The sequence below is a fragment of the Roseateles sp. Mitsp63 genome, assembly GCF_059491535.1.
In genome coordinates, this window is the sequence record NZ_CP168509.1 from 222,789 (window position 1) to 242,899 (window position 20,111).

The 20,111-nt window shown below is 70.8% G+C and carries 20 protein-coding genes and 1 tRNA gene; 12 read left to right on the forward strand and 9 right to left on the reverse strand.

Annotated elements, in window-relative coordinates; all coding sequences use genetic code 11:
• Positions 1-135: 135 nt before the first annotated feature.
• The gene (gene lplT, locus ACEN96_RS00925; protein WP_495586181.1) at positions 136-1,413 is read right to left on the reverse strand and encodes a lysophospholipid transporter LplT; all 1,278 of its coding nucleotides are present in this window, start codon (positions 1,411-1,413) and stop codon (positions 136-138) included.
• A 173-nt stretch (positions 1,414-1,586) separates the two neighbouring features.
• On the opposite strand from lplT, the gene alr reads away from it, so the two are divergent.
• The 3 genes from alr to ACEN96_RS00940 are packed head-to-tail and all read left to right on the forward strand — an operon-like array spanning position 1,587 to position 3,904.
• Entirely contained in the window at positions 1,587-2,690 is a 1,104-nt protein-coding gene (gene alr, locus ACEN96_RS00930) for an alanine racemase (RefSeq protein ID WP_495586182.1), read from the forward strand.
• A gap of 28 nt (positions 2,691-2,718) precedes the next feature.
• On the forward strand, positions 2,719-3,126 hold the full coding sequence (arfB, locus tag ACEN96_RS00935) for an alternative ribosome rescue aminoacyl-tRNA hydrolase ArfB (protein WP_495586183.1): 408 nt from the start codon (positions 2,719-2,721) through the stop codon (positions 3,124-3,126).
• Positions 3,127-3,136: 10 nt separating this feature from the next.
• Entirely contained in the window at positions 3,137-3,904 is a 768-nt protein-coding gene (locus ACEN96_RS00940; RefSeq protein ID WP_495586184.1) for a hypothetical protein, read from the forward strand.
• Positions 3,905-3,931: 27 nt separating this feature from the next.
• On the opposite strand, the gene ACEN96_RS00945 is transcribed toward ACEN96_RS00940, so the two are convergent.
• A complete protein-coding gene (locus tag ACEN96_RS00945) occupies positions 3,932-4,816 on the reverse strand; it encodes a DMT family transporter (RefSeq protein ID WP_495586185.1) in 885 nt (294 codons plus the stop codon).
• Positions 4,817-4,927: 111 nt separating this feature from the next.
• Positions 4,928-5,557, reverse strand: a complete 630-nt coding sequence (locus tag ACEN96_RS00950; protein WP_495586186.1) for a LysE family transporter — start codon at positions 5,555-5,557, stop codon at positions 4,928-4,930.
• Positions 5,558-5,689: 132 nt separating this feature from the next.
• Here ACEN96_RS00950 and ACEN96_RS00955 point away from each other — a divergent pair, with 132 nt between their 5' ends.
• The 8 genes from ACEN96_RS00955 to ACEN96_RS00990 all read left to right on the forward strand — a co-directional run bounded on the left by ACEN96_RS00955 (position 5,690) and on the right by ACEN96_RS00990 (position 12,551).
• Complete coding sequence (locus tag ACEN96_RS00955) at positions 5,690-7,153, forward strand: sodium:solute symporter (protein ID WP_495586187.1); 1,464 nt, start codon at positions 5,690-5,692, stop codon at positions 7,151-7,153.
• A 154-nt stretch (positions 7,154-7,307) separates the two neighbouring features.
• Positions 7,308-8,666: a DNA repair protein RadA gene (gene radA / locus ACEN96_RS00960; protein ID WP_495586188.1), complete on the forward strand. Its 1,359-nt coding sequence runs from the start codon at positions 7,308-7,310 to the stop codon at positions 8,664-8,666.
• A 103-nt stretch (positions 8,667-8,769) separates the two neighbouring features.
• A complete protein-coding gene (locus ACEN96_RS00965; RefSeq protein WP_495586189.1) occupies positions 8,770-9,177 on the forward strand; it encodes a hypothetical protein in 408 nt (135 codons plus the stop codon).
• 61 nt (positions 9,178-9,238) lie between these two features.
• A complete protein-coding gene (locus ACEN96_RS00970; RefSeq protein WP_495586190.1) occupies positions 9,239-10,162 on the forward strand; it encodes a branched-chain amino acid transaminase in 924 nt (307 codons plus the stop codon).
• Between the two features lie 95 nt (positions 10,163-10,257).
• Entirely contained in the window at positions 10,258-10,476 is a 219-nt protein-coding gene (locus ACEN96_RS00975; RefSeq protein WP_495586191.1) for a zinc-finger domain-containing protein, read from the forward strand.
• A 37-nt stretch (positions 10,477-10,513) separates the two neighbouring features.
• The gene (locus ACEN96_RS00980; RefSeq protein WP_343635559.1) at positions 10,514-10,975 is read left to right on the forward strand and encodes a YybH family protein; all 462 of its coding nucleotides are present in this window, start codon (positions 10,514-10,516) and stop codon (positions 10,973-10,975) included.
• An 11-nt stretch (positions 10,976-10,986) separates the two neighbouring features.
• Positions 10,987-11,973 carry a YheT family hydrolase gene (locus ACEN96_RS00985; RefSeq protein WP_495586192.1) on the forward strand — a complete coding sequence of 329 codons (987 nt, stop codon included), beginning with the start codon at positions 10,987-10,989 and terminating at the stop codon, positions 11,971-11,973.
• 29 nt (positions 11,974-12,002) lie between these two features.
• Entirely contained in the window at positions 12,003-12,551 is a 549-nt protein-coding gene (locus ACEN96_RS00990; RefSeq protein WP_495586193.1) for a DUF2946 family protein, read from the forward strand.
• Between the two features lie 79 nt (positions 12,552-12,630).
• On the opposite strand, the gene ACEN96_RS00995 is transcribed toward ACEN96_RS00990, so the two are convergent.
• Positions 12,631-13,218, reverse strand: coding sequence for a c-type cytochrome (locus tag ACEN96_RS00995; protein ID WP_495586194.1), 588 nt, complete (start codon positions 13,216-13,218; stop codon positions 12,631-12,633).
• 239 nt (positions 13,219-13,457) lie between these two features.
• On the opposite strand from ACEN96_RS00995, the gene ACEN96_RS01000 reads away from it, so the two are divergent.
• Positions 13,458-13,532 (forward strand) — tRNA-Arg (locus ACEN96_RS01000).
• A gap of 82 nt (positions 13,533-13,614) precedes the next feature.
• Here ACEN96_RS01000 and ACEN96_RS01005 read toward each other — a convergent pair.
• The 5 genes from ACEN96_RS01005 to ACEN96_RS01025 all read right to left on the reverse strand — a co-directional run bounded on the left by ACEN96_RS01005 (position 13,615) and on the right by ACEN96_RS01025 (position 19,986).
• Positions 13,615-14,133 carry an SgcJ/EcaC family oxidoreductase gene (locus ACEN96_RS01005; RefSeq protein WP_495586195.1) on the reverse strand — a complete coding sequence of 173 codons (519 nt, stop codon included), beginning with the start codon at positions 14,131-14,133 and terminating at the stop codon, positions 13,615-13,617.
• Positions 14,134-14,301: 168 nt separating this feature from the next.
• The gene (locus tag ACEN96_RS01010; RefSeq protein ID WP_495586196.1) at positions 14,302-14,991 is read right to left on the reverse strand and encodes a response regulator transcription factor; all 690 of its coding nucleotides are present in this window, start codon (positions 14,989-14,991) and stop codon (positions 14,302-14,304) included.
• Between the two features lie 42 nt (positions 14,992-15,033).
• Entirely contained in the window at positions 15,034-16,635 is a 1,602-nt protein-coding gene (locus ACEN96_RS01015; protein WP_495586197.1) for a sensor histidine kinase, read from the reverse strand.
• A 109-nt stretch (positions 16,636-16,744) separates the two neighbouring features.
• Positions 16,745-18,298: a methyl-accepting chemotaxis protein gene (locus ACEN96_RS01020; protein WP_495586198.1), complete on the reverse strand. Its 1,554-nt coding sequence runs from the start codon at positions 18,296-18,298 to the stop codon at positions 16,745-16,747.
• Between the two features lie 125 nt (positions 18,299-18,423).
• Positions 18,424-19,986 carry a YXWGXW repeat-containing protein gene (locus ACEN96_RS01025; RefSeq protein ID WP_495586199.1) on the reverse strand — a complete coding sequence of 521 codons (1,563 nt, stop codon included), beginning with the start codon at positions 19,984-19,986 and terminating at the stop codon, positions 18,424-18,426.
• Positions 19,987-20,111: the final 125 nt, after the last annotated feature.

Below are 20,111 nucleotides of genomic sequence, written 5' to 3' on the forward strand. Positions count from 1 at the left end.
GCCCCCGCGTACTGCGACGCCCCCTCTCCCCTGCCCTCTCCCCGCAAGCGGGGCGAGGGAGTTCTTCGGGAGTTGTTGGGGGACCTCGGGAGGGGTGGAGAAGGCCTGCGGCCTGCGGCCTGCGGCCGTCGCCCGTCAGTGCTTGTCGCTGCGCGCGATCGCGAGCAGGCGATCGAGTTCCTCGGTGTGCTCGCGCTTGTTGTGCTGGTGCCAGCGGCCCACCACCCACATGATCCCGGCGACCAGCAGCCCGAAGATCGTGATCGAGCCGAAGGCCGAGGTGCCGAAGCGCGTCAGCATCGTGTACAGCGCCCCCAGCCCCAGGATGCAGGCCTGCTCGTTGAAGTTCTGCACCGCGATCGAACGGCCGGCGCCCATCAGGTTGTGCCCGCGGTGCTGCAGCAGCGCGTTCATCGGCACCACCAGGTAGCCGCCGATCCCGCCCAGCACGACCAGGAACGGGATCGCCATCCACAGGTTGTCGATGAAGTTCAGCACCAGCATCAGCAGTCCCATGCCGATGCCCAGCGGAATGACGCTGGTGGCCTTGTCCAGCCGCACCACGGCCGAGGCCACCACGGCCCCCACCGCCGTGCCGATCGCCACCACCCCGGCCAGCGCCGAGGCCTGCGTCGTGCCATAGCCCAGCGCCGCCGCGGCCCATGCGAACACGATGTAGCGCATGTTGCCCGACACGCCCCAGAACAGCGTCGTCATGCCCAGCGAGATCTGTCCCAGCTTGTCCTGCCACAGCCGCGAATTGCAGGCGGCGAACTCGCGCACCAGGTCGGTCGCGTTGTGCGAGATCGGCTGCAGCGGCGAGTCGGTACGCGGGATCCGCAGGTTGAAGAGCGCCGCGATGAAGTACAGCACCACCATGAACGCGATCGCCGCTTCCGGCGGCGTGTCGATGCCGGTGTCGATGAAGGGGATGTCGATCGCCAGCAGCACCGCCGACGCCTTCTCCCCGATCAGCTGACCGCCGAAGACGGCGCCCAGGATGATGGAGGCGATGGTCAGGCCCTCGATCCAGCCGTTGGCCTTGACCAGCTGCGACGGCGGCAGGAGCTCGGTGAGGATGCCGTACTTGGCCGGCGAATAGGCGGCGGCGCCCAGGCCCACGATCGCGTACGCGATCAGCGGATGGACGCCCACCAGCATGCTCAGGCAGCCCAGCACCTTGATGGTGTTGGAGATGAACATGACCTTGCCCTTGGGCACCGCGTCGGCGAAGGCGCCGACGAAGGGCGCGAGCACGACGTAGAACAGCGCGAACATCGGCACCAGCGCGGCGCGCTGCCACTCGGCGGCCCCGCTCGTGCGGAGCAATTCCACGGCGGCGACGAACAGCGCGTTATCAGCCAGCGAGCTGAAGAACTGCGCTGACATGATGGTGTAAAAGCCTTTTTTCATCGACCCGGCATACCTGGAACTGCGGTGATCACGCTGGGTCCACGGGATGGGGAAGGCAGCGCTGCGGCGGGTTTATAGCACGGGGGCGTTTTCGTAACAGAGCTTGACGGGACAGCGCCCCGTCGCGCCAGGCGGGGGCGGCGCCCGGGTCACGGCGCGGCACAATGCCGCCCATGCCACGCCCGATCGAAGCCCTCATCCACCAGCCCGCGCTGGCTCACAACATCGCCCGCGCCCGCGACCTGGCGCCCGACGCGCAGGTGTTCGCCGTGGTCAAGGCCAACGCCTACGGGCACGGCATCGAGCGCGCGTTCGACGCGCTGCGCAGCGCCGACGGCTTCGCGATGCTGGACCTGGACGAGGCCCAGCGCGTGCGCGACCTCGGCTGGCGCGGCCCGATCCTGCTGCTGGAGGGCTGCTTCGAGCCGCGCGACCTGGAGCTGTGCTCGCGGCTCAAGCTCTGGCACTCGGTGCACCACGAGCAGCAGATCGACTGGCTGGCGATGCACAAGACCCACGAGCCGCATCGCGTGTTCCTGAAGCTCAACAGCGGCATGAACCGGCTGGGCTTCACGCCGAGCGCCTTCCGCGGCGCCTGGACCCGCCTGAACGCGCTGCCGCAGGTGGACGAGATCTCGCTGATGACGCATTTCTCCGATGCCGACGGCCCGCGCGGCATCGCGCACCAGACGGCCGTCTTCAAGGAAGCGACCGCCGACCTGCCGGGCGCGCGCACGCTGAGCAACAGCGCCGCGATCCTGCGCCACAGCCAGGACCCGGCGGTGCGCGCCGACTGGGTGCGGTCGGGGATCATGACCTACGGCAGTTCGCCGGATTTCCCCGAGCACGACATCGCCCACTGGGATCTGAAGCCGACGATGACGCTGCGCGCCAAGGTGCTGGCGGTGCAGCACCTGCAGGCCGGGGACAGCGTGGGCTACGGCAGCAGCTTCGTCGCGCCGGGCCCGATGCGCATCGGCACGGTGGCCTGCGGCTACGCCGACGGCTATCCCCGCCATGCGCCGCACGGCACGCCGGTGCTGGTCGGCGGGCAGCGGAGCTCGACGGTCGGGCGCGTGTCGATGGACATGCTCGCGGTGGACCTGACCGGCCTGCCCGCCGAGGGCGTCGGCAGCGAGGTCACGCTGTGGGGCCAGGGGCCGCACGGCGCGGTGCTGCCGATCGACGAGGTGGCCAGGCCCGCCGGCACGATCGGCTACGAGCTGATGTGCGCGCTGGCCCGGCGGGTGCCGGTGCACGTCGAGACCCTGGGCTGAGGCCCGGCCGGCGGCGAGCGGCGGCGGCATGCAGCTGGACTGGGCGCCGGCCGACTGGGAGCTCGAGATCACCGCGATCCGCGCCAGCGGCCCGGGCGGGCAGAACGTCAACAAGGTCAGCAGCGCGGTGCACCTGCGCTTGGACATCCGGCGCTCGACGCTGCCGGCGGTGATCAAGGAACGGCTGCTCGCGCTCTCCGACCAGCGCATCACGGCCGAGGGCGTCATCGTGATCAAGGCGCAGGAGTCGCGCAGCCAGGAGCAGAACCGGGCGGACGCGATCGCGCGGCTGATCGCGCTGGCGCAGAGCGTGGCGCACACGCCGAAGGCGCGCCGCGCGACCAAGCCGACGCGCGCCTCGCAAAAGCGCCGGCTGGAGGCCAAGGCCCAGCGCGGCGACATCAAGGCGGGACGCGGCAAGGTCCGCGCCGAGTGAGGAAGAGGACATGTTCAAGGCGATCCGCATCCTGGTGCTGCTGGCCATCCTGATCACGGTGGCGGGCACGACGCTGCTGGGCCGCTGGCAGGCGCAATCGTGGAAGCGGCCGCAGGTGGTGACGCTGTATCCGATCAACGCGGCCGGCGATGCCGCGACCGCGGTCTATCTCGAGCGCCTGGACGACGCGGCCTTCGCGCGCCTGGCGCCCTACTTCCAGGAACAGGCGCGGCGCTACGGGCTGCCGCTGCGGGAGCCGATCCGCATCGTGCTGGGCCGGCGGGTGCTGGCGGCTCCGCCGCCGGCGCCGCGCGACGGCGGGCCGCTGGCGGCGGTCTCGTGGAGCCTGCGGATGCGCTGGTGGGCCTGGCGCGAGACGCCGCCGAGCTCGCCGGTGCCGGACGTGAAGCTCTTCCTGATCTACCACCCGCCCGACTTCGCCGGCGCGCTGCCGCACTCGATCGGGCTGGAGAAGGGCCGGCTGGGGATGGTGCACCTGTTCGCGTCCCGGGCTCAGCAGGCGCAGAACGAGGTGGTGATCGCGCACGAGACGCTGCACACCTTCGGCGCCACGGACAAGTACGACCCGGCGACGCTGGCGCCGGTGTTTCCCGACGGCTATGCCGAGCCGGACCGCGAGCCGCGCCATCCGCAGGCGGCGGCCGAGCTGATGGCGGGCCGGATTCCGGTCCAGGATGGCGCGCTCCGGATCCCGGCGGGGCTGGGGGAGACGGTCATCGGTCCGCGCACGGCGGCGGAGATCGGCTGGAGGAAGTAGGCGGGCGCCAGGGCGCGGGCGGCCCGATCAGCGCTGCGGCCGCGTCGCCGCGTAGATGCTGCCCAGGCACAGCACCATGCCGGCGAGGGCCAGGGCCGTCGGCCGCCAGCCTTCGAAGATCGCCGAGATGCCCAGCGCGATCACCGGGATCACCACGCCGGTCAGCGCCGCGCGGGCCGTTCCCTGGCGCTGCGCCAGCTTGAAGTACAGGACGAACGCCACCACCGAGCCCAGCACCGCCAGGTACAGCAGGCTCAGCACGTACGGCGGCGTCCACGCGAAGTTCAGGCCCTGCCCCGTCGCCAGCGACGCCGACAGCAGGAACAGCGCCCCGTACCCCATGCTCCACGCCAGCACCGGCACCAGCGGCAGTCCCCGGCGCGTGAGCGTCAGCGTCAGCACATTGCCGATGCAGGCCGCCAGCACCGCCGCCAAGCCGATCGCCAGGCCATAGCCCGCCGTCGGACGCGCGCCCGTCGAGGCGATCTCCGGCCAGAAGATCATCACCACGCCCGCCACCGCGCCCACCGACGCCGCCAGGAAACGGCCCGTCACGCGCTGCGCGAAGAAGATCCGCCCCGACAGCGCATTGCCGAACACCATCAGGCAGAACAGCACCGCCACCAGGCCGCTCGGGATGTGGCGCTCGGCCTCGTAGACCGCGAAGTAGTTGCCGCTGTACTGGACGATGCCCGCCGCGAGCATCAGGCCATGGGCCGGCAGCGGCAGCCTCAGCGACAGCTTCTGCCAGCGCGCGAACGCCGCCAGCATCAGCGCCGCCAGCCCGAAACGCCAGCCCACCGAATTCAGCACCGGCACGCCGGAGGCCAGCTGGTACAGGATCACGTGCCAGGTGCTGGCCCAGATCAGGGTCGGACCCAGGAACAGCCAGCGGTCGGAAAGCGTGGGCATGCGCAGGAACTCTGTATCGGTCACCGCGGCCTCGAGGCACGCAGGGACCGGAGAAAACAAACAGGCCGCCTCGCGGGCGGCCTGCCGGATGAGAAGGGGGATCCGCCGCGCTCAGGCGGCCTTCTTGAAGGTCGCCAGCAGCGCGCCGGCCGCGACGAACAGCGAGCCGAACACCCGGTTCATCGCCTTCAGGTGAGCCTCCGAGCGCAGCGCCCGCAGCACGCGCGCCGCCAGCACCGTGTAGCCGGCCATGACGACCGCGTCGGTGAAGGCCAGCGTCGCGCCGATCACCGCGTACTGCGGCGTCAGGCTCTCATGCAGGTTGAGGAACTGCGGCACCACCGCCAGCAGGAACACGGTGCCCTTGGGGTTGACCGCGTTGATGCCCCAGCCGCGCAGCACCAGGTCGCGGCGCGAGATCTGCTTGCCCTCGGCCTGCTCCGCCACCAGCGGCTTGGCCGGCGAGCGCCACTGCTGGATGCCCAGGTACACCAGGTAGGCCACGCCCGCCCACTTGACCACCGCGAACGCCCGCTCCGACGCCGCGATCAGCGCGCCCAGGCCGGCGCCCACGAACAGGATCTGGGTCAGGATGCCCAGGATCAGCCCGATCGTCATGAAGTAGCCGCGCTTGAAGCCGTGATTCAGTCCGGCGCTCATCGCCGCGATGGCGCCCGCGCCCGGGGACAGGCTGATGGCCCAGGAGGCCGCGAAGAACCCCAGCCAGACTGACAACTCCATGATCGACTCCTTGAAGGAGCCGGGTTTGTAGCACGCCGCCCCGGCGCCGTCGAAGGTCAGGGTTAACGCGGTTATGTCCTGCGCCGCATTCGGAATGCGGCCGCCCCGGCGGCGCTTCAATAATCGCGCGCCATGTCCGCCACCGTCCTGCTCGCCGTCGTCGCCGCCTATTTCTCGCTGCTGCTCGCGGTGGCCTGGCGGACCTCGCGCCGCGCCGACAACGACAGCTTCTTCATCGGCAACCGCAACAGCCACTGGGGCCTGGTGGCCTTCGGGATGATCGGCACCTCGCTCTCCGGAGTGACCTTCATCAGCGTGCCGGGCTCGGTCGGCGCCGGCGCGTTCAGCTACTTCCAGATCATGCTGGGCCAGTTCGCCGGCTACGCGGTCGTCGCCTTCGTGCTGCTGCCGCTGTACTACCGGCTCCAGCTCAGCTCGATCTACCGCTACCTCGGCTCGCGCCTGGGCCTGGCCGCGCACCGCACCGGCGCGGGCTTCTTCATCCTGTCGCGCACCCTCGGCGCCACGGCCCGCCTCTACCTGGTCGTGCGCATCCTGCAGGACCTGGTGCTGGCGCAGTTCGGCATGCCCTTCTGGCTCAGCGCCTGCCTCGTGCTGACGATGATCCTGCTCTACACCCTGGAGGGGGGCGTCAAGACCATCGTCTGGACCGACACCCTGCAGACCACCGGCATGCTCGGCGGCCTGCTGATCTGCGTGGCCTTCCTGCTCCACGCGCTGGGCCTGGACCTGGCCGGCGGCTGGCAGGCGATGCGCGCGGCCGGCCTGGCCGAGGTCTTCGTCACCGACCCGATGAGCGCGTCCCACTGGGCCAAGCAGCTGCTCGCCGGCGCCGCGATCGCCGTCGCGATGACCGGCCTGGACCAGGAGATGATGCAGAAGAACATCTCGGTCCGGCGCCTGGCCGACGCCCAGAAGAACATGATGGTGATGGCCGCCATCATGACCGCCGTCGTGCTGCTGTTCCTGTTCCTGGGCGGCCTGCTGACGATGTATGCCCGCCAGCACGGCATCGCCGCGCAGGGCGACCGGCTCTTCCCCGCCGTCGTGATGGATCACCTCCCCGCCTGGGTGCAGCTGATCTTCGTCGTGGCGCTGATCTCGGCGCTCTTCCCCAGCGCCGACGGCGCCATCACCGCGCTGACCTCCAGTACCTGCATAGACCTGATCGGCCTGCAGGAGCGCCGCTGGGACGAGGCGCGCCAGCGCCGCGTCCGCAAGGCGGTCCACCTGGGCTACGCCGCGCTCTTCCTGCTGCTGACGCTGGGCTTCCGCTGGCTCGACGACCCGAGCATGGTCAACCTCATCCTCAAGCTCGCCGGCTACACCTATGGCCCGCTGCTGGGGCTGTTCGCCTTCGGCATCCTGACCTCGCGCGCGCTGCGCCCCGGCGTGCTGCCCGGGGTCGCGCTGGCCGCGCCCGCGCTGTGCTGGATCGCCGACACCCATCAGGCCGCCCTCTTCGGCGGGTACCGGATAGGCCTGGAACTGCTGCTGGTGAACGCCGCGCTCACCTTCGCCGGCTTGTGGGCAGGGTCCCGGCCCGCGGCTTACCCCCAGGCGCGGGCCGCTTGATCACAGGCTGACCCCAGCCTGTCCACAGCCCGTCCCCAGGCCGGGGGACCGGTTTCCCACTGACGGGCCACAGCTCCCTCACAGCTGGCGCACAGCGAATTCACAGGCTTCTCAACAGGCTTGTCCACAGCGCGGGCGGCGACAATCCCGCCCCATGGCTGCTCCCAAATCCCATTACGTCTGCTCCGAATGCGGCGCCACCAGCGCCAAGTGGCTGGGCCGCTGCCCCTCCTGCGGCGCCTGGAACACGCTCGTCGAGACCGCCGCCGAGCCCACCGGCGGCAAGAACCGCTACCAGGCGCTGGCCCGCAGCCAGCCCGTGGCGACGCTGTCCGAGATCGAGGCCCGCGACTTCGACCGCACGCCCACCTCGCTCGAGGAACTGGACCGCGTGCTGGGCGGCGGCATCGTCACCGGCGGCGTGGTGCTGATCGGCGGCGATCCGGGCATCGGCAAGTCGACGCTGCTGCTGCAGGCGATCGAGGCGCTGTCCAGGCAGATGAAGGTGCTCTACGTCACCGGCGAGGAGTCCGGCGCCCAGGTCGCCATGCGCGCGCGCCGGCTGGGCCTGGACGGCTCGCAGGTGCGCGTGCTCGCCGAGATCGGCCTGGAGAAGATCCTCGCCACCCTGGAGACCGAGCGGCCCGACTTCTGCGTCATCGACTCGATCCAGACGCTGTACTCCGAGCAGCTGTCCTCGGCGCCCGGCTCGGTCGCGCAGGTGCGCGAATGCGCCGCGCAGCTGACCCGCACCGCCAAGGCCAGCGGCTGCGCGATGGTGCTGGTCGGCCACGTGACCAAGGAAGGCGCGCTGGCCGGCCCGCGCGTGCTGGAGCACATCGTCGACACGGTCCTGTACTTCGAGGGCGACACCCACAGCAGCTACCGCCTGGTGCGCGCGATCAAGAACCGCTTCGGCGCGGTCAACGAGATCGGCGTCTTCGCGATGACCGAGAAGGGCCTGAAGGGCGTCACCAACCCGAGCGCGATCTTCCTGTCCACGCACGGCGAGCCGGTGCCCGGCTCCTGCGTGCTGGTGACGCTGGAGGGCACGCGCCCGCTGCTGGTGGAGCTGCAGGCGCTGGTCGACGGCGGCGGGCCCAGCCCGCGCCGGCTCTCGGTCGGCCTGGAGCGCGACCGCCTGGCGATGCTGCTGGCCGTGCTGCACCGCCATGCCGGCGTCGCGACGATGGACCAGGACGTGTTCGTCAACGCCGTCGGCGGCGTGCGCATCAGCGAGCCGGCCGCCGACCTGGCGGTGCTGCTGGCGATCCAGAGCTCGCTGCGCGGCAAGCCGCTGCCCAAGGGCTTCATCGCTTTCGGCGAGGTCGGCCTGGCCGGTGAGGTGCGGCCCGCGCCGCGCGGCCAGGAGCGGCTCAAGGAGGCGGCCAAGCTGGGCTTCTCCGTGGCGGTGGTGCCGCAGGCCAACGCGCCGAAGAAGCCCATCGAGGGCCTGAAGGTCCATTCGGTGGCGCGCATCGAGGACGCCATCGAGATCCTGCGCGGGATGTGAGGACAATCGCTCCCTCGGGCAGCGCCAATCCCGCCGCGCCGGGCCGCCCCGCCATCCCATCCCCCTTCATTCCCTCTTCATTCCCCCTTCGGAGTTCCCCCGCATGAACCGCCTCGCCGGCATCGTCCTCGCCCTCGCCGCCATCGCCGCCGGGACCTTCTTCTTCGGCTGGAAGGGCGCGATCCTGGGCCTGTCCTGCGTCGTCTTCTTCCTGCTGCTGCAGTTCTCGCAGCTGATGCGCGTGATGCGCACCGCGCAGAACGCGCCGCTGGGCCATGTCGCCAGCGCGGTGATGCTGCAGTCCAAGCTGCAGCCGGGCATGAAGCTGATCGACCTGATCCGCATGTGCCGCTCGCTGGGCGTCAAGGTCGGCACCGACACCTACCGCTGGACCGATGCCGGCGGCGACGCGGTCGACGTCGTCATGGCGCGCGGCGTGGTCGCGGGGTGGACGCTGATCCGCGCCCAGGCGGCGCAGGCGCCCGCCCCCGCCGACACCCCGGCCGCATAAAATCCACGACTTTGCAGCACGGGGCGCCTCCGCGACCCGCCAAGGCCTCAAAGGAAGACCCATGTCTCTGGACGATCGCGACGGCAAGATCTGGATGGACGGCGAGCTGGTGGACTGGCGCGACGCCAAGATCCACGTCCTGACCCACACGCTGCACTACGGCTGCGGCGCCTTCGAGGGCGTGCGCGCCTACCAGACGCCCGCCGGCACGGCCATCTTCCGGCTGCGCGAGCACACCGAGCGCCTGTTCAACAGCGCCAAGATCCTGCGCATGAAGCTGCCGTTCTCGATCGAGCAGGTCGAGGAGGCGCAGAAGGCCGTCGTGCGCGAGAACCAGCTCGCCAGCTGCTACCTGCGTCCGCTGACCTGGATCGGCAGCGAGAAGCTGGGCGTCAGCCCCAAGGGCAACAAGGTCCACCTGATGGTCGCCGCCTGGGCCTGGGGCGCCTACCTCGGCGAGGAAGGCCTCAAGCGCGGCATCCGCGTCAAGACCTCGAGCTACACGCGCCACCACGTCAACATCACGATGACGCAGGCCAAGACGGTGTCCAACTACACCAACTCGATCCTGGCCAACATGGAGGCCACCGAGGACGGCTACGACGAGGCGCTGCTGCTGGACGCGTCGGGCTTCGTCTCCGAGGGCGCGGGCGAGAACCTCTTCATCATCAAGAACGGCGTCGTGTACACGCCGGACCTGTCGGCGGGCGCGCTCAACGGCATCACCCGCAACACCATCTTCGCGATCTGCCAGGACCTGGGCCTGAAGCTGGTCGAGAAGCGCATCACCCGCGACGAGGTCTACATCGCCGACGAGGCCTTCTTCACCGGCACCGCCGCCGAGGTCACGCCGATCCGCGAACTCGACCGCCTGGAGATCGGCATCGGCAGCCGCGGGCCGATCACCGAGAAGATCCAGTCGGCCTTCTTCGACATCGTGGGCGGCCGCAATCCCAAGTACGCCCACTGGCTGACGCCGGTCTGAGCGGCCCACGCCCGGCCGCCTTCCCAGCCGCCTTCCCAGCCGCCTTTCCGCCCGCCTTTCCGCCAGCTTTCCCGCAAGCCTTCAAGAACAAGATCATGAGCGCCAACACCCCCACGCCCAAGGCCACCGTCGAAGTCACCGCCCAGGACCTGCAAGGTCCCGGCGTCGTGTTCTGCCCCAACCCCAAGATGCCGCTGTGGAGCACCCACCCGCGCGTCTACATCGACCTGAGCCACGCCGGCGAGGGCGCCTGCCCCTACTGCGGCACGCTGTACAGGCTCAAGGCCGGCGAGGTCCTGCCCTCCGGCCACTGAGCGCCGGCGCCGCGGCCCGCTGAACAAGGAACGACCCATGGTGCGCAAGCCTCAGACCGCCCTGTTGCTGGCCTCTCCGGAGGACACCGAAGCGCAGTTCTACGAGGCCCTGCAGGCCGGCGACCTGGAACGGCTGATGGCCGTCTGGGGCGACGAGGACGAGGTCTGCTGCGTGCACCCGGGCGGACCGCGCGTGGTCGGCGCGGCGGCGATACGGGCGAGTTTCGAGGAGATCTTCGCCCGCGGTTCGGTGCCGGTGCATCCGGAGTGCCAGCGCAAGCTGGTCGCCGGCGAGACCGCGATCCACCAGGTGCTGGAACGCGTCGAGTTCACCGACGAGGACGGCACGCAGAGCGCCTGGGTAGTCGCGACCAATGTCTACCTGAAGACGGCGCTGGGCTGGCGCCTGGTGGCCCACCACGCGAGCCCGGGCACGTCGCAGGACGTGAAGCAGGAACTGTCGATCGTGTCCGTGGGCGCGCCGACCACCCTGCACTGAGAGGTCCGTTCATGCAGTACCAGGCGCCTCCCTGGTTGCCCGGAGGCCATGCCCAGACGATCTGGCCCGCGCTGTTCGCGCGGCGCTTCGAGGGCCCGCCCCCGCGGTTCCGCCGCGAGCGCTGGCAGACGCCGGATGGCGACTTCGTCGACGTCGAGCATCTGGTCGATCCCGCCACCGCCGCGCCGGGCGAGGCCGCCGAGCGGCCGCTGCTGGTGCTGTTCCACGGCCTGGAGGGCTCGGCCCAGAGCCAGTACGTGCAGGCCTTCGCCGCGGTCGCGCGGCAACGCGGCTGGGCCTTCGCGATGCCCTACTTCCGGGGCTGCTCGGGCGAGCTCAACCTGGCGCCGCGCGCGTACCACTCGGGCGACTACGTGGAGATCGGCTGGATGCTCGAGCAGCTGCGCGCCTCGCATCGCGGGCCCATCGTGGCGGCGGGGGTCTCGCTGGGCGGCAACGCGCTGCTGCGCTGGGCCCAGGAGGCCGGCGAGGAGGCCGGGAAGACGGTGAAGGCGGTCTGCTCGATCTGCTCGCCGGTGGACCTCACCGCCGCCGGCCATGCGATCGGCAAGGGCTTCAACGGGCTGGTCTACACGCGCATGTTCCTGCGCACGATGATCCCCAAGGCAATGAGCAAGCTGGCGCAGCATCCGGGCCTGTTCGACGGCGAACGGATGCGCCGGGTGCGCAATCTTTATGAGTTCGACAACCTCTTCACCGGTCCGCTGCATGGCTTCCGGGACGTCGACGACTACTGGCTGCGGGCCTCGGCCAAGCCGCACCTGGCGCGGATCCGCGTGCCGGCGCTGGTGCTGAACGCGCGCAACGACCCGTTCGTGCCGGCACGCAGCCTGCCGGAGCAGGGCCATGTCGGCGCGCACGTCACGCTGTGGCAGCCGCGCGAGGGCGGGCATGTCGGCTTCCCGTCGGGCCGGCCGCCGGCCCACGTGCGCACCATGCCGCAGCGCGTGACCGACTGGCTGGCGAAGCGGCTCTGAACCGCGCGGACACGAGAACGGGAGACGCGATGGATGCGATCGTCGAGGCGGCGCTGAAGAAGTGGCCCAACGTGCCGCACTGCTACGGCTGGCTGGCGCTGGACGCGCGCGGCGACTGGTACATGCGCGACGAGCGCATCCAGGCCGCCGGCCCGTTTCCGGCCGTCAAGGGCAGCCGCATCGTGCACGACAAGCTGATCGGCTTCATCGACCGCAACTACGGCGCCGACGGCCAGGGCGCCTGGTTCTTCCAGAACGGGCCCCAGCGGGTCTACGTGCAGCTCGAGGCGGCGCCCTGGATCTGGCGCCTGCAGCCGGACGGCCGCGTGCTGAGCCACACCGGCCGCGAGGCGCGCGTCGACGGCGCGGTGCTGGACGAAGGGGACCGGCTGTTCCTCGAGACCGACCTGGGACTGGGCCTGGTGCACACGCAGGACATGGGGCCGGCGGCGGACGCGATCGAGGCCGGACGCTGGACGATGTCGAATGCGACGCACGCCGAGCTGATCGCCCGCCATGGCGTGGTGCTGACGCCACTCGATCCGAAGGGGGATCACGGCGGCGCCGGCAAGCCCTGACCCCGCGCCGGCGCTCGACACCGAGCGCCCATGAAAAAGCCGACCCTTGGGTCGGCTTTCGTCATTCGGAGCGTCCCGTTTACTGGGAGGCGGCCGAGGCGCCGGCTTCGGCGCCGGAGGCCGCGGCGGCGGGCGCCTTCGGCTCGTCGAACTTGGCGCCGCCCTGGTTGGCCATGTACACGACGGCGCGGGAGATCTCGAAATCGGAGAAATCGCCGCCGCCCTGCGGCCCCATGTTGCCCTTGCCCTTCAGCGCCGAATGCACCAGCGCATCGAAGCCGCTCTTCACGCGCGGACCCCAGGCGTCGTGGTCGCCGATCTTGGGCGCCCCGGCCGCGCCGGTGGCGTGGCAGGCCGAGCATTGGGCCTGGAAGACCTGCTCGCCGGTCTTCATCGACGCGGGGTTGGACAGGTCCTTGAGCTCGATGGCGCCGACGCGCTGGATGCGGGCGGCGACGGCCTCCTCGTCCAGGCCGGTGGAGCCGGCGGCGGGCTTGATCTCGCTGGAGACGTAGTTCGCGAGCATCACGATGATCACGATCGGGATCACGAACGCGAAGAAGACCGCGGCGATCAGTTGCTTGGGGGTCTTGATCGGGCCCTCGTGGGCGTCATGACCGTCGGCGTGCGTGTCCTGGGCGTTGGCGTGGTCCTGGGTTCCGCTCATGAATTCCTCGTGGATCGAATCGACTACGGCAGAAGCGAGTCCGTGTCTCCAAGGCCGCCGCGTGGCGCCGGGCCCTCCGGAAACCGGACCGGGGAACAGCAAATCGGCGCAGTATAGCCAGCCCCCTGCCGCCCCACCCTGGGGCTTTCGTCAAGGTCGAGACCTGTCCCCGCCGCGGCTGGCCGCGAGGTGTTTTCGCAAGCCGCGTCAGAACGAGGCTAGAATGCGCGCTTCCCATGGCGACCGTGGTGAAGTGGATATCATTGGGCCCTCCGAAGGCCTAGTCGCAAGTTCGATTCTTGCCGGTCGCACCAAGAACACCGAGAAGCCGGTTGTCACACGCGTGGCAACCGGCTTCTGTCTTTACGGCCTCAGCGGGCCGTCACTGGCGGGACATCACTTCGATTCCGGCATCGCCGACGAATGGTGATGGGCGATCAGCCACTGGCCGTTGTTCCACTCGTACACGTAGGTGTAGCGCGCCTTGACCGCGCTGCCGTCGCCGAAGCGGAAGGTGTAGGTGCCGACGTCCTGCGCGATGTTGCAGCCCAGCTTGATCGTGCGCTTGTCGATGGTGCCCTGCGGGCTGTTCTTCAGGAACTTGACGAAGTAATCGCGGATCTCGGCCGGCGAGGTGCGCGGCTCGTTGGTCACCGTGGGCAGCAGCACCGCGTCGGCCGCGTAGTTGGCGACGACCTTGTCCGGATCCTTGGTCGCGAGCGACGCGTTCCAGCGGTCGAAGAGCGCGGCGATCTGCGCCTTGTCCGTGGCGGCGCACTGCGCGGAGCCCGCGGCGACGCGGTCCTGCGCGAAGGCCGGCGCGGCGGCGGCAAGGGCGATCGCGGCCAGCGCGCCGCCGAGGGCGCGGCGGCCGATGGCGGTGGAGAGTTGGCCGGAGCGGGCGGAGACAGTCATGGTCGGGTTCCAGTTCAATCGTTGACGGAGACGCCGGGAGGCGCCGCACCGCGGGGCCGTTCCCGGGGTGCGTCATCGATTCTGGAAATCGCGGATGAACCGGCGCGTCGAACGCGATGAACCGGCGATGAGCGTCGGATGAACCGCGGATGAACAGCGCCGCCGGCCTCAGACCGGACCGTCGTCGAGCCGGTAGCCCAGGCCGCGCACCGTCTTGAGCAGGGGCAGGCCGTGCCCCTCGTCGATCTTGGCGCGCAGCCGGCGCACGTAGACGTCGACGATGTTGGTGAGCGGATCGACGTTCACGCCCCAGACGTTGGACAGGATGCGCTCGCGGCTGAAGAGCCGGCCGGGCGCGCTCATCAGCAGCTCCAGGAAGGCGAGTTCCTTGGCGGTCAGCGCGAGCGGCCGGCCGGCACGGCTGGCCTGCATCCGTTCGCGGTCCAGCACCAGGTCGGCGACCTGCAGCGTGGCGGCCTCGACGCGCTGCTCGCGGCCGCGCCGCTGCAGCGCGACGATGCGGGCCAGCAGCTCCTCGAAGTCGAAGGGCTTGGTCAGGTAGTCATCGGCGCCCAGGCGCAGGCCGCGGACCTTGTCGCCGGTGCTGTCCATCGCGGTCAGCATCAGGATGGGCACGTGATGGCCCTCGGCGCGCACCGTCTGGCAGAGGTCCAGCCCGCTGAGGCCGGGCAGCATCAGGTCGAGGATGACCAGCCCGTGATCACCGGACCTGACGCGCGCGAGGCCGTCCGGGCCGGTCGCGGCGACCTCCACCGTGAAGCCCTCGGCGGCCAGGCCGCGCGAGAGGAAGTCGGCGATGCGGGGATCGTCCTCGATGACGAGCAGGTGTCGGTTCATTGGATGGGGGCTCGAAAGGACGCGAAGATCGGGGGCGGGGAACTAGGCCGGCTGGGAGAACGGCAGCAGCAGGCGAACGGTGGTGCCGGCATCGACGCGGCTCTCGATCTCGATGTGGCCGCCATGCGCGTCCAGGATCGCCTTGGCGATCGACAGGCCGATGCCGGTGCCGTCGGCGCGGTGCCGGCGGGCCCGCTCGCCGCGGACGAAGCGCTCGAAGATCTGGCTGATCTCCTCGGGCGCGATGCCGATGCCTTCGTCGCGCACGCTCAGCGCGATGTCGTCGCCGCGCAGCGCCCAGGCCACGCGCACGGTGCCGTGGGGCCGGGAATAGCGGATCGCGTTGTCGATGACGATGAGCAGCGCCTGACGCAGGCGGATCGGATCCGCGTGGACCTCGAGGCCGCCGGGGACGGCGTCCGCCTCGATGCGCTGCCGGTGCGTGGCGGCCAAGGTCTGGGCCTGCGCGATCGCATCGTCCATCAGCGCGGCGAGCGCGATGCGCTGCGGCGCGATGTCGAGCTCGTCGGCCTCGGCGCGCGCGACCAGCATCAGGTCGTCGACCAGGCCGGTGAGCTGCTTGACCGCCGAGACGATGCGGCCCAGCGCGAGGCGGTAGTCCTGCGCCGGCAGCGCGGCGGCGCGCAGCGCGATGTCGGCCTCGCCGCGGATCACGGTGGCCGGCGTGCGCAGCTCGTGGCCGAGGTCCGCGAAGAGCTGGCGGCGGCGCTGGTCCAGGCGCTGCAGCCGCTGATGCGCGTCCTCGAGTTCATGGGTGCGCGCGCGCACCTGGTCCTCGAGGTGGCGGCGCACCGCCTCGGCGGCCTCGCGATGCAGCTGGAGCTCATGCGCCATCGCGTTGAAATGCGCGGCGACGCGGCCGAACTCGTCGCTGGAGCGGACCGGGATGCGGTGCTCGAGCCGTCCGGCCTGCAGCGCCTGCGTGCCTTCGAGCAGCGCGTCGAGCGGCCGCTTGAGCCGCCGGCTCAGGTGCAGGTACAGGCCGGTGGCCAGCACGAAGGTCAGGCCCACCATCACCACCGCTCTCAGACGCAGGCTGCGGATGCCGTCCTCGGTGGCCGCGCGGGCGATCGGCACGGCGCGGCGCTGGCCCTCGATGGCGCCGTTGAGCAGGTCGCGCAGGTCGCGGCCATGGGCCATGTCGAAGACCTGGTTGAGCTCGCGCCAGACGGCGTCGAAGCCGGTGCCGTCCGCATGGGGCTCGAGCTGGCGCAGCTGGCTGCGCAGCTGCGCGATGTGGGCGCCGAGCAGGTCGCTGATGTCGACCAGGCGCGCGACCCCGTCGGGGATGGCGCCGCCATCGCGCGCGGAGATCTCCTGCCAGGACTCGAGGTGGCGCCGCGACATCTGCGCCAGCCGCCGGGCGCTGGCGTCCATGGCGTCGAGCAGGCGCTCGCGCGTGGCGTCCTGGGCGCCGGCGCCCATGACCTGCTGGGCGGCCCAGTTGCGCAGCCGCTGCTTGTTGGCGGACAGGTCGAGCAGCTCGGAGAGCAGGTCGCTGGTGAGGCGGCTGTGGGCGGCATAGCTGTCCACGCGGATGGCGCCCCAATGGACGAAGGCCGCCTGCGCGCAGACCAGCGCCAGCATGGCGGCCAGGGCCAGCGTCAGGCGGAGTCGGTACATGCGGCGCGATTCTAGAAAACCCGGCCGCGGAACCGGCGCTGTTCATCTGCGGTTCATGTCGGCGGGCGTCTCCCGCATCGCCCGCGCGATCCGTGGCCGGCAATGGAATTCACGCCAGCCTGAACACCGCGATCGCCGCCGACAGCCGCTGCGACTGGTCCTTGAGGCTCTCCGCCGCCGAGGCCGCCTCCTCGACCAGCGCGGCGTTCTGCTGCGTCATCTGGTCCAGGTGGCCCACCGCCGCGTTGACCTGGTTGATGCCGTCGCTCTGCTCCTGCGACGCGGCGCGGATCTCCGCGATGATGTCCGTCACCCGCTGCACGCTGGTCACGATGTCCGTCATCGTCGTGCCCGCATCGCTCACCAGCCGCGAACCCGACTCCACCCGGTCCACGCTCGTGGCGATCAGCCCCTTGATCTCCTTGGCCGCCGCCGCGCTGCGCTGCGCCAGCGAGCGCACCTCGCCCGCCACCACCGCGAAGCCGCGTCCCTGCTCGCCCGCCCGCGCGGCCTCGACCGCCGCGTTCAGCGCCAGGATGTTGGTCTGGAAGGCGATCCCGTCGATCACCCCGATGATGTCCGCGATGCGCCGCGAGCTGTCGCTGATCTCGCCCATCGTCGTCACCACCTGGCTCATCACCGTGCCGCCGCGCTGCGCGGTCTCGGCCGCCGAGCTCGCCAGCTGGTTCGCCGTCAGCGCCGCGTCCGCCGTCTGGCGCACCGTCCCCGTGAGCTGCGTCAGCGAGGCCGCGGCCTGCTGCAGGTTGGACGCCGTCTGCTCGGTCCGGGCCGACAGGTCCATGTTGCCGCTGGCGATCTCCGCGCTGGCCGTGCCGATGCTGTCGGTGGAACCCCGCACCTCGCCGATGAGCTGCAGCAGCGCGCCCTGCATCGTGTCCAGCGAGCGCAGCAACTGCCCCGTCTCGTCATTGCCGCCGCCCTGGACGCGCGCCGTCAGGTCGAAGCGCGCGATCGCGTCGGCGACCTTCGCGGCCTGGCCCAGCGGCCCGGTGATCGAGCGCGTCAGCCACAGCGCCAGCGCGCCGCCCGCCACCAGCGCCACCAGACCGAAGACCACCAGCGCGACGCGCGCGCGCTGGTTGGTCTCCGCGAGCGACTTCATCACGGCGTCCAGCTGGTCGCGCTGCTGCTGCACGACCTGGCGGATGCTTTCCTTGTACTCCTGCGCCGCGCCCTGGAAGCGCTCGTCGAAAATCTGCCTGGCGCGCGCCGCGTCACCCTGCTTCTTCGCTTCGGCGATGCTGTCGCGCAGCGTCAGGTAGTTCTTGCGCAGCACCGCGATCCGGTCGAACTGGGCGCGCTCCTCGGGCGTCGTCAGCAGCTTGTCGAGCTTGTCCTGCAGCTCGGTGGAGATCTTGGTCGACTCGGCCGCGGCCGGCGCGAAGAAGGTCGCGAGCGCCGGGTCGGCGCTGACGGCGATGGCGGTCGTGCGGGTGACGCCGTTGAACACATTGCGGAACCAGTCGGAGGCGACGCGCTCGGTGACGATCGCGTCGTCGTACATCGCGGCCGTGCGCGACGCCACGCGGCTCAGGCCCCAATACCCCAGCCCCGATCCGATCAGCGCGATCACCAGCACCCCGGCCTGCACAAACGCCAGGCGCCGTCCGATGGACCCTCGGGCGGACAAGTTGGACTTCATGGTCGTGTCTCCTCGGGCGCGGGCCCGAAGGGAGATCGGGCCCCAGCGCGTCCGGGAATGTTGTCACGGCCTCCGGCTCGCCGCCAGCACCGCCCCCTCAGAGGCGGTGTCCGCGGCTGCCCGCCTCACTGCTGCGGCTGGCGGGCGCGCTCCCGCTCCTTCTCTTCCTCCCGGCGCTCGTCGGGACGGTGGGCGGGGTGGGCCTGGGCGGCGCTCGCGGCGGGACGGCGCGGCGGCGCGGCGCCCTCGCGGCCTTGCTGGGCCTGGCGCTGCTCGCGCTCGCGCTGCACCTCCCGGTCGTCGCGCGGATCGCGGCCATGCGGATGCTCGGCCGCCGCGGCGCGAGCCCGATCCTGCGCCGCCTGGTCGTGAGCCTGCTGGTCACGCGCGTGCTGCTCCCGGAACTGTTGCTGGCGGGCCTGCTCACGCGCCTGCTGGTCGTGCGCCTGCTGGTCGCGCATCTGCTGCTCGCGCGCCTGCTGGTCGTGCATCTGCCGATCGCGTGCTTGCTGCTCATGCGCCTGCTGATCGCGGAGCTGCTGCTCACGCGCCTGCTGCTCGTGCATCTGCTGCTCGCGTGCCTGCTGCTCATGCACCTGCTGGTCGCGCATCTGTTGCTCGTGAGCCTGCTGCTCTCGCGCCTGTTCCCGCGCCACGTCCGGCGCCGGCCGCTGCTGCGGCGCCAGGGCGGGCGCGGGCTGCGGCGGGCCGCCCTGGACACGGGTCATCTGCGGCGCCGGCAAGGCGGCGGGATGCCCCGGCGTGTAGGCGGGGATCGGGGTCGTGCTCACCGGCACGGGCGCCTGGGCATGGACGACGGCCGGCATCGCCGCGGCCAGGTGGGCCGCCGCCGGCACATTGCCCTGGAAGGCCTTGCCGTTCGCGGTCGCGCCGGCGGGCGCCACGATCGTCACGTTGGTGATGTTCGTGACGTTGTTGGTCACGTTGTTGGTGACGTTGTGGACGTTGGCGACGTTCGTCGTGTTGTGCACGTCGACGTTGTTGATCGTGGTGTTGTGCGAATCGACGTTGTTGATCGTCGTGTTGTTGTGCTGGATGCGCATGCCGATGTTGGTGACCGGCGGCGCGCTGACGACCACCGCCGGCGGCGTGCCGATCGGCGCCGGCACGATCAGGCCCGCGCGGGATCCGGGCGGCGGCGGCACGAACACGCCCATCGGACCGACCGGCCGGACGCCGCCGCCGATGGCGATCTCGACCGACAGGTGCAGGCTAGGCGGCGGCGGCACGAAGGCCACGCCATGTGCGGCCCAGAAGCCGGACACGAACACGACCGCGCCGTCGCGATGCTCGTAGTAGGGCTGGACCCAGACGTAGTCCGGCCGCGGCGGCGAGCTCCAGCGGCCCGCGCACCAGACCCAGCGGCCTTGCCAGCCCCAGTAGCCACCGGTCCAGATGGCACCCGGGTAGGGCTGCGGCGGCGGAACCTCCACCAGCATCGGCGGCGGCGCGACGTCGACGAACACGGGCTCGGGCTGGACCAGCGGCGGCTCGACGTAGACGCTGACGACCGGCGCTGGCGGCGGCGGCGGTGGCGGCACCCAGACCGGCGCGCTGCGGTACTCGACATCGGCGTTGACGACGGTGCGGTGCGGCTGGGCGCATCCGGTGAGCAGCGCGGCAACGGCAGCCGCGGCGAACGCGGTGAGGCGGAGGGTGTGAGGCATGGGCTTCATGGGGGAGGTGGCCATGTTCAGCCAACGGTCCCGCGGCGCCCTCGTTGACCCGTTTTCCGGCCCACCCGTATCGGGCTGTAAGGCGAATCAAGAACGGGTGAAAGGCCGATGAAATC

What these genes read in the sequence shown, in the direction of transcription:
- lplT (WP_495586181.1), bottom strand. Translation starts at nt 1,413, where the DNA reads ATGAAAAAAGGCTTTTACACCATCATGTCAGCGCAGTTCTTCAGCTCG.
- alr (WP_495586182.1), top strand. Translation starts at nt 1,587, where the DNA reads ATGCCACGCCCGATCGAAGCCCTCATCCACCAGCCCGCGCTGGCTCAC.
- arfB (WP_495586183.1), top strand. Translation starts at nt 2,719, where the DNA reads ATGCAGCTGGACTGGGCGCCGGCCGACTGGGAGCTCGAGATCACCGCG.
- ACEN96_RS00940 (WP_495586184.1), top strand. Translation starts at nt 3,137, where the DNA reads ATGTTCAAGGCGATCCGCATCCTGGTGCTGCTGGCCATCCTGATCACG.
- ACEN96_RS00945 (WP_495586185.1), bottom strand. Translation starts at nt 4,816, where the DNA reads ATGCCCACGCTTTCCGACCGCTGGCTGTTCCTGGGTCCGACCCTGATC.
- ACEN96_RS00950 (WP_495586186.1), bottom strand. Translation starts at nt 5,557, where the DNA reads ATGGAGTTGTCAGTCTGGCTGGGGTTCTTCGCGGCCTCCTGGGCCATC.
- ACEN96_RS00955 (WP_495586187.1), top strand. Translation starts at nt 5,690, where the DNA reads ATGTCCGCCACCGTCCTGCTCGCCGTCGTCGCCGCCTATTTCTCGCTG.
- radA (WP_495586188.1), top strand. Translation starts at nt 7,308, where the DNA reads ATGGCTGCTCCCAAATCCCATTACGTCTGCTCCGAATGCGGCGCCACC.
- ACEN96_RS00965 (WP_495586189.1), top strand. Translation starts at nt 8,770, where the DNA reads ATGAACCGCCTCGCCGGCATCGTCCTCGCCCTCGCCGCCATCGCCGCC.
- ACEN96_RS00970 (WP_495586190.1), top strand. Translation starts at nt 9,239, where the DNA reads ATGTCTCTGGACGATCGCGACGGCAAGATCTGGATGGACGGCGAGCTG.
- ACEN96_RS00975 (WP_495586191.1), top strand. Translation starts at nt 10,258, where the DNA reads ATGAGCGCCAACACCCCCACGCCCAAGGCCACCGTCGAAGTCACCGCC.
- ACEN96_RS00980 (WP_343635559.1), top strand. Translation starts at nt 10,514, where the DNA reads ATGGTGCGCAAGCCTCAGACCGCCCTGTTGCTGGCCTCTCCGGAGGAC.
- ACEN96_RS00985 (WP_495586192.1), top strand. Translation starts at nt 10,987, where the DNA reads ATGCAGTACCAGGCGCCTCCCTGGTTGCCCGGAGGCCATGCCCAGACG.
- ACEN96_RS00990 (WP_495586193.1), top strand. Translation starts at nt 12,003, where the DNA reads ATGGATGCGATCGTCGAGGCGGCGCTGAAGAAGTGGCCCAACGTGCCG.
- ACEN96_RS00995 (WP_495586194.1), bottom strand. Translation starts at nt 13,218, where the DNA reads ATGAGCGGAACCCAGGACCACGCCAACGCCCAGGACACGCACGCCGAC.
- ACEN96_RS01005 (WP_495586195.1), bottom strand. Translation starts at nt 14,133, where the DNA reads ATGACTGTCTCCGCCCGCTCCGGCCAACTCTCCACCGCCATCGGCCGC.
- ACEN96_RS01010 (WP_495586196.1), bottom strand. Translation starts at nt 14,991, where the DNA reads ATGAACCGACACCTGCTCGTCATCGAGGACGATCCCCGCATCGCCGAC.
- ACEN96_RS01015 (WP_495586197.1), bottom strand. Translation starts at nt 16,635, where the DNA reads ATGTACCGACTCCGCCTGACGCTGGCCCTGGCCGCCATGCTGGCGCTG.
- ACEN96_RS01020 (WP_495586198.1), bottom strand. Translation starts at nt 18,298, where the DNA reads ATGAAGTCCAACTTGTCCGCCCGAGGGTCCATCGGACGGCGCCTGGCG.
- ACEN96_RS01025 (WP_495586199.1), bottom strand. Translation starts at nt 19,986, where the DNA reads ATGCCTCACACCCTCCGCCTCACCGCGTTCGCCGCGGCTGCCGTTGCC.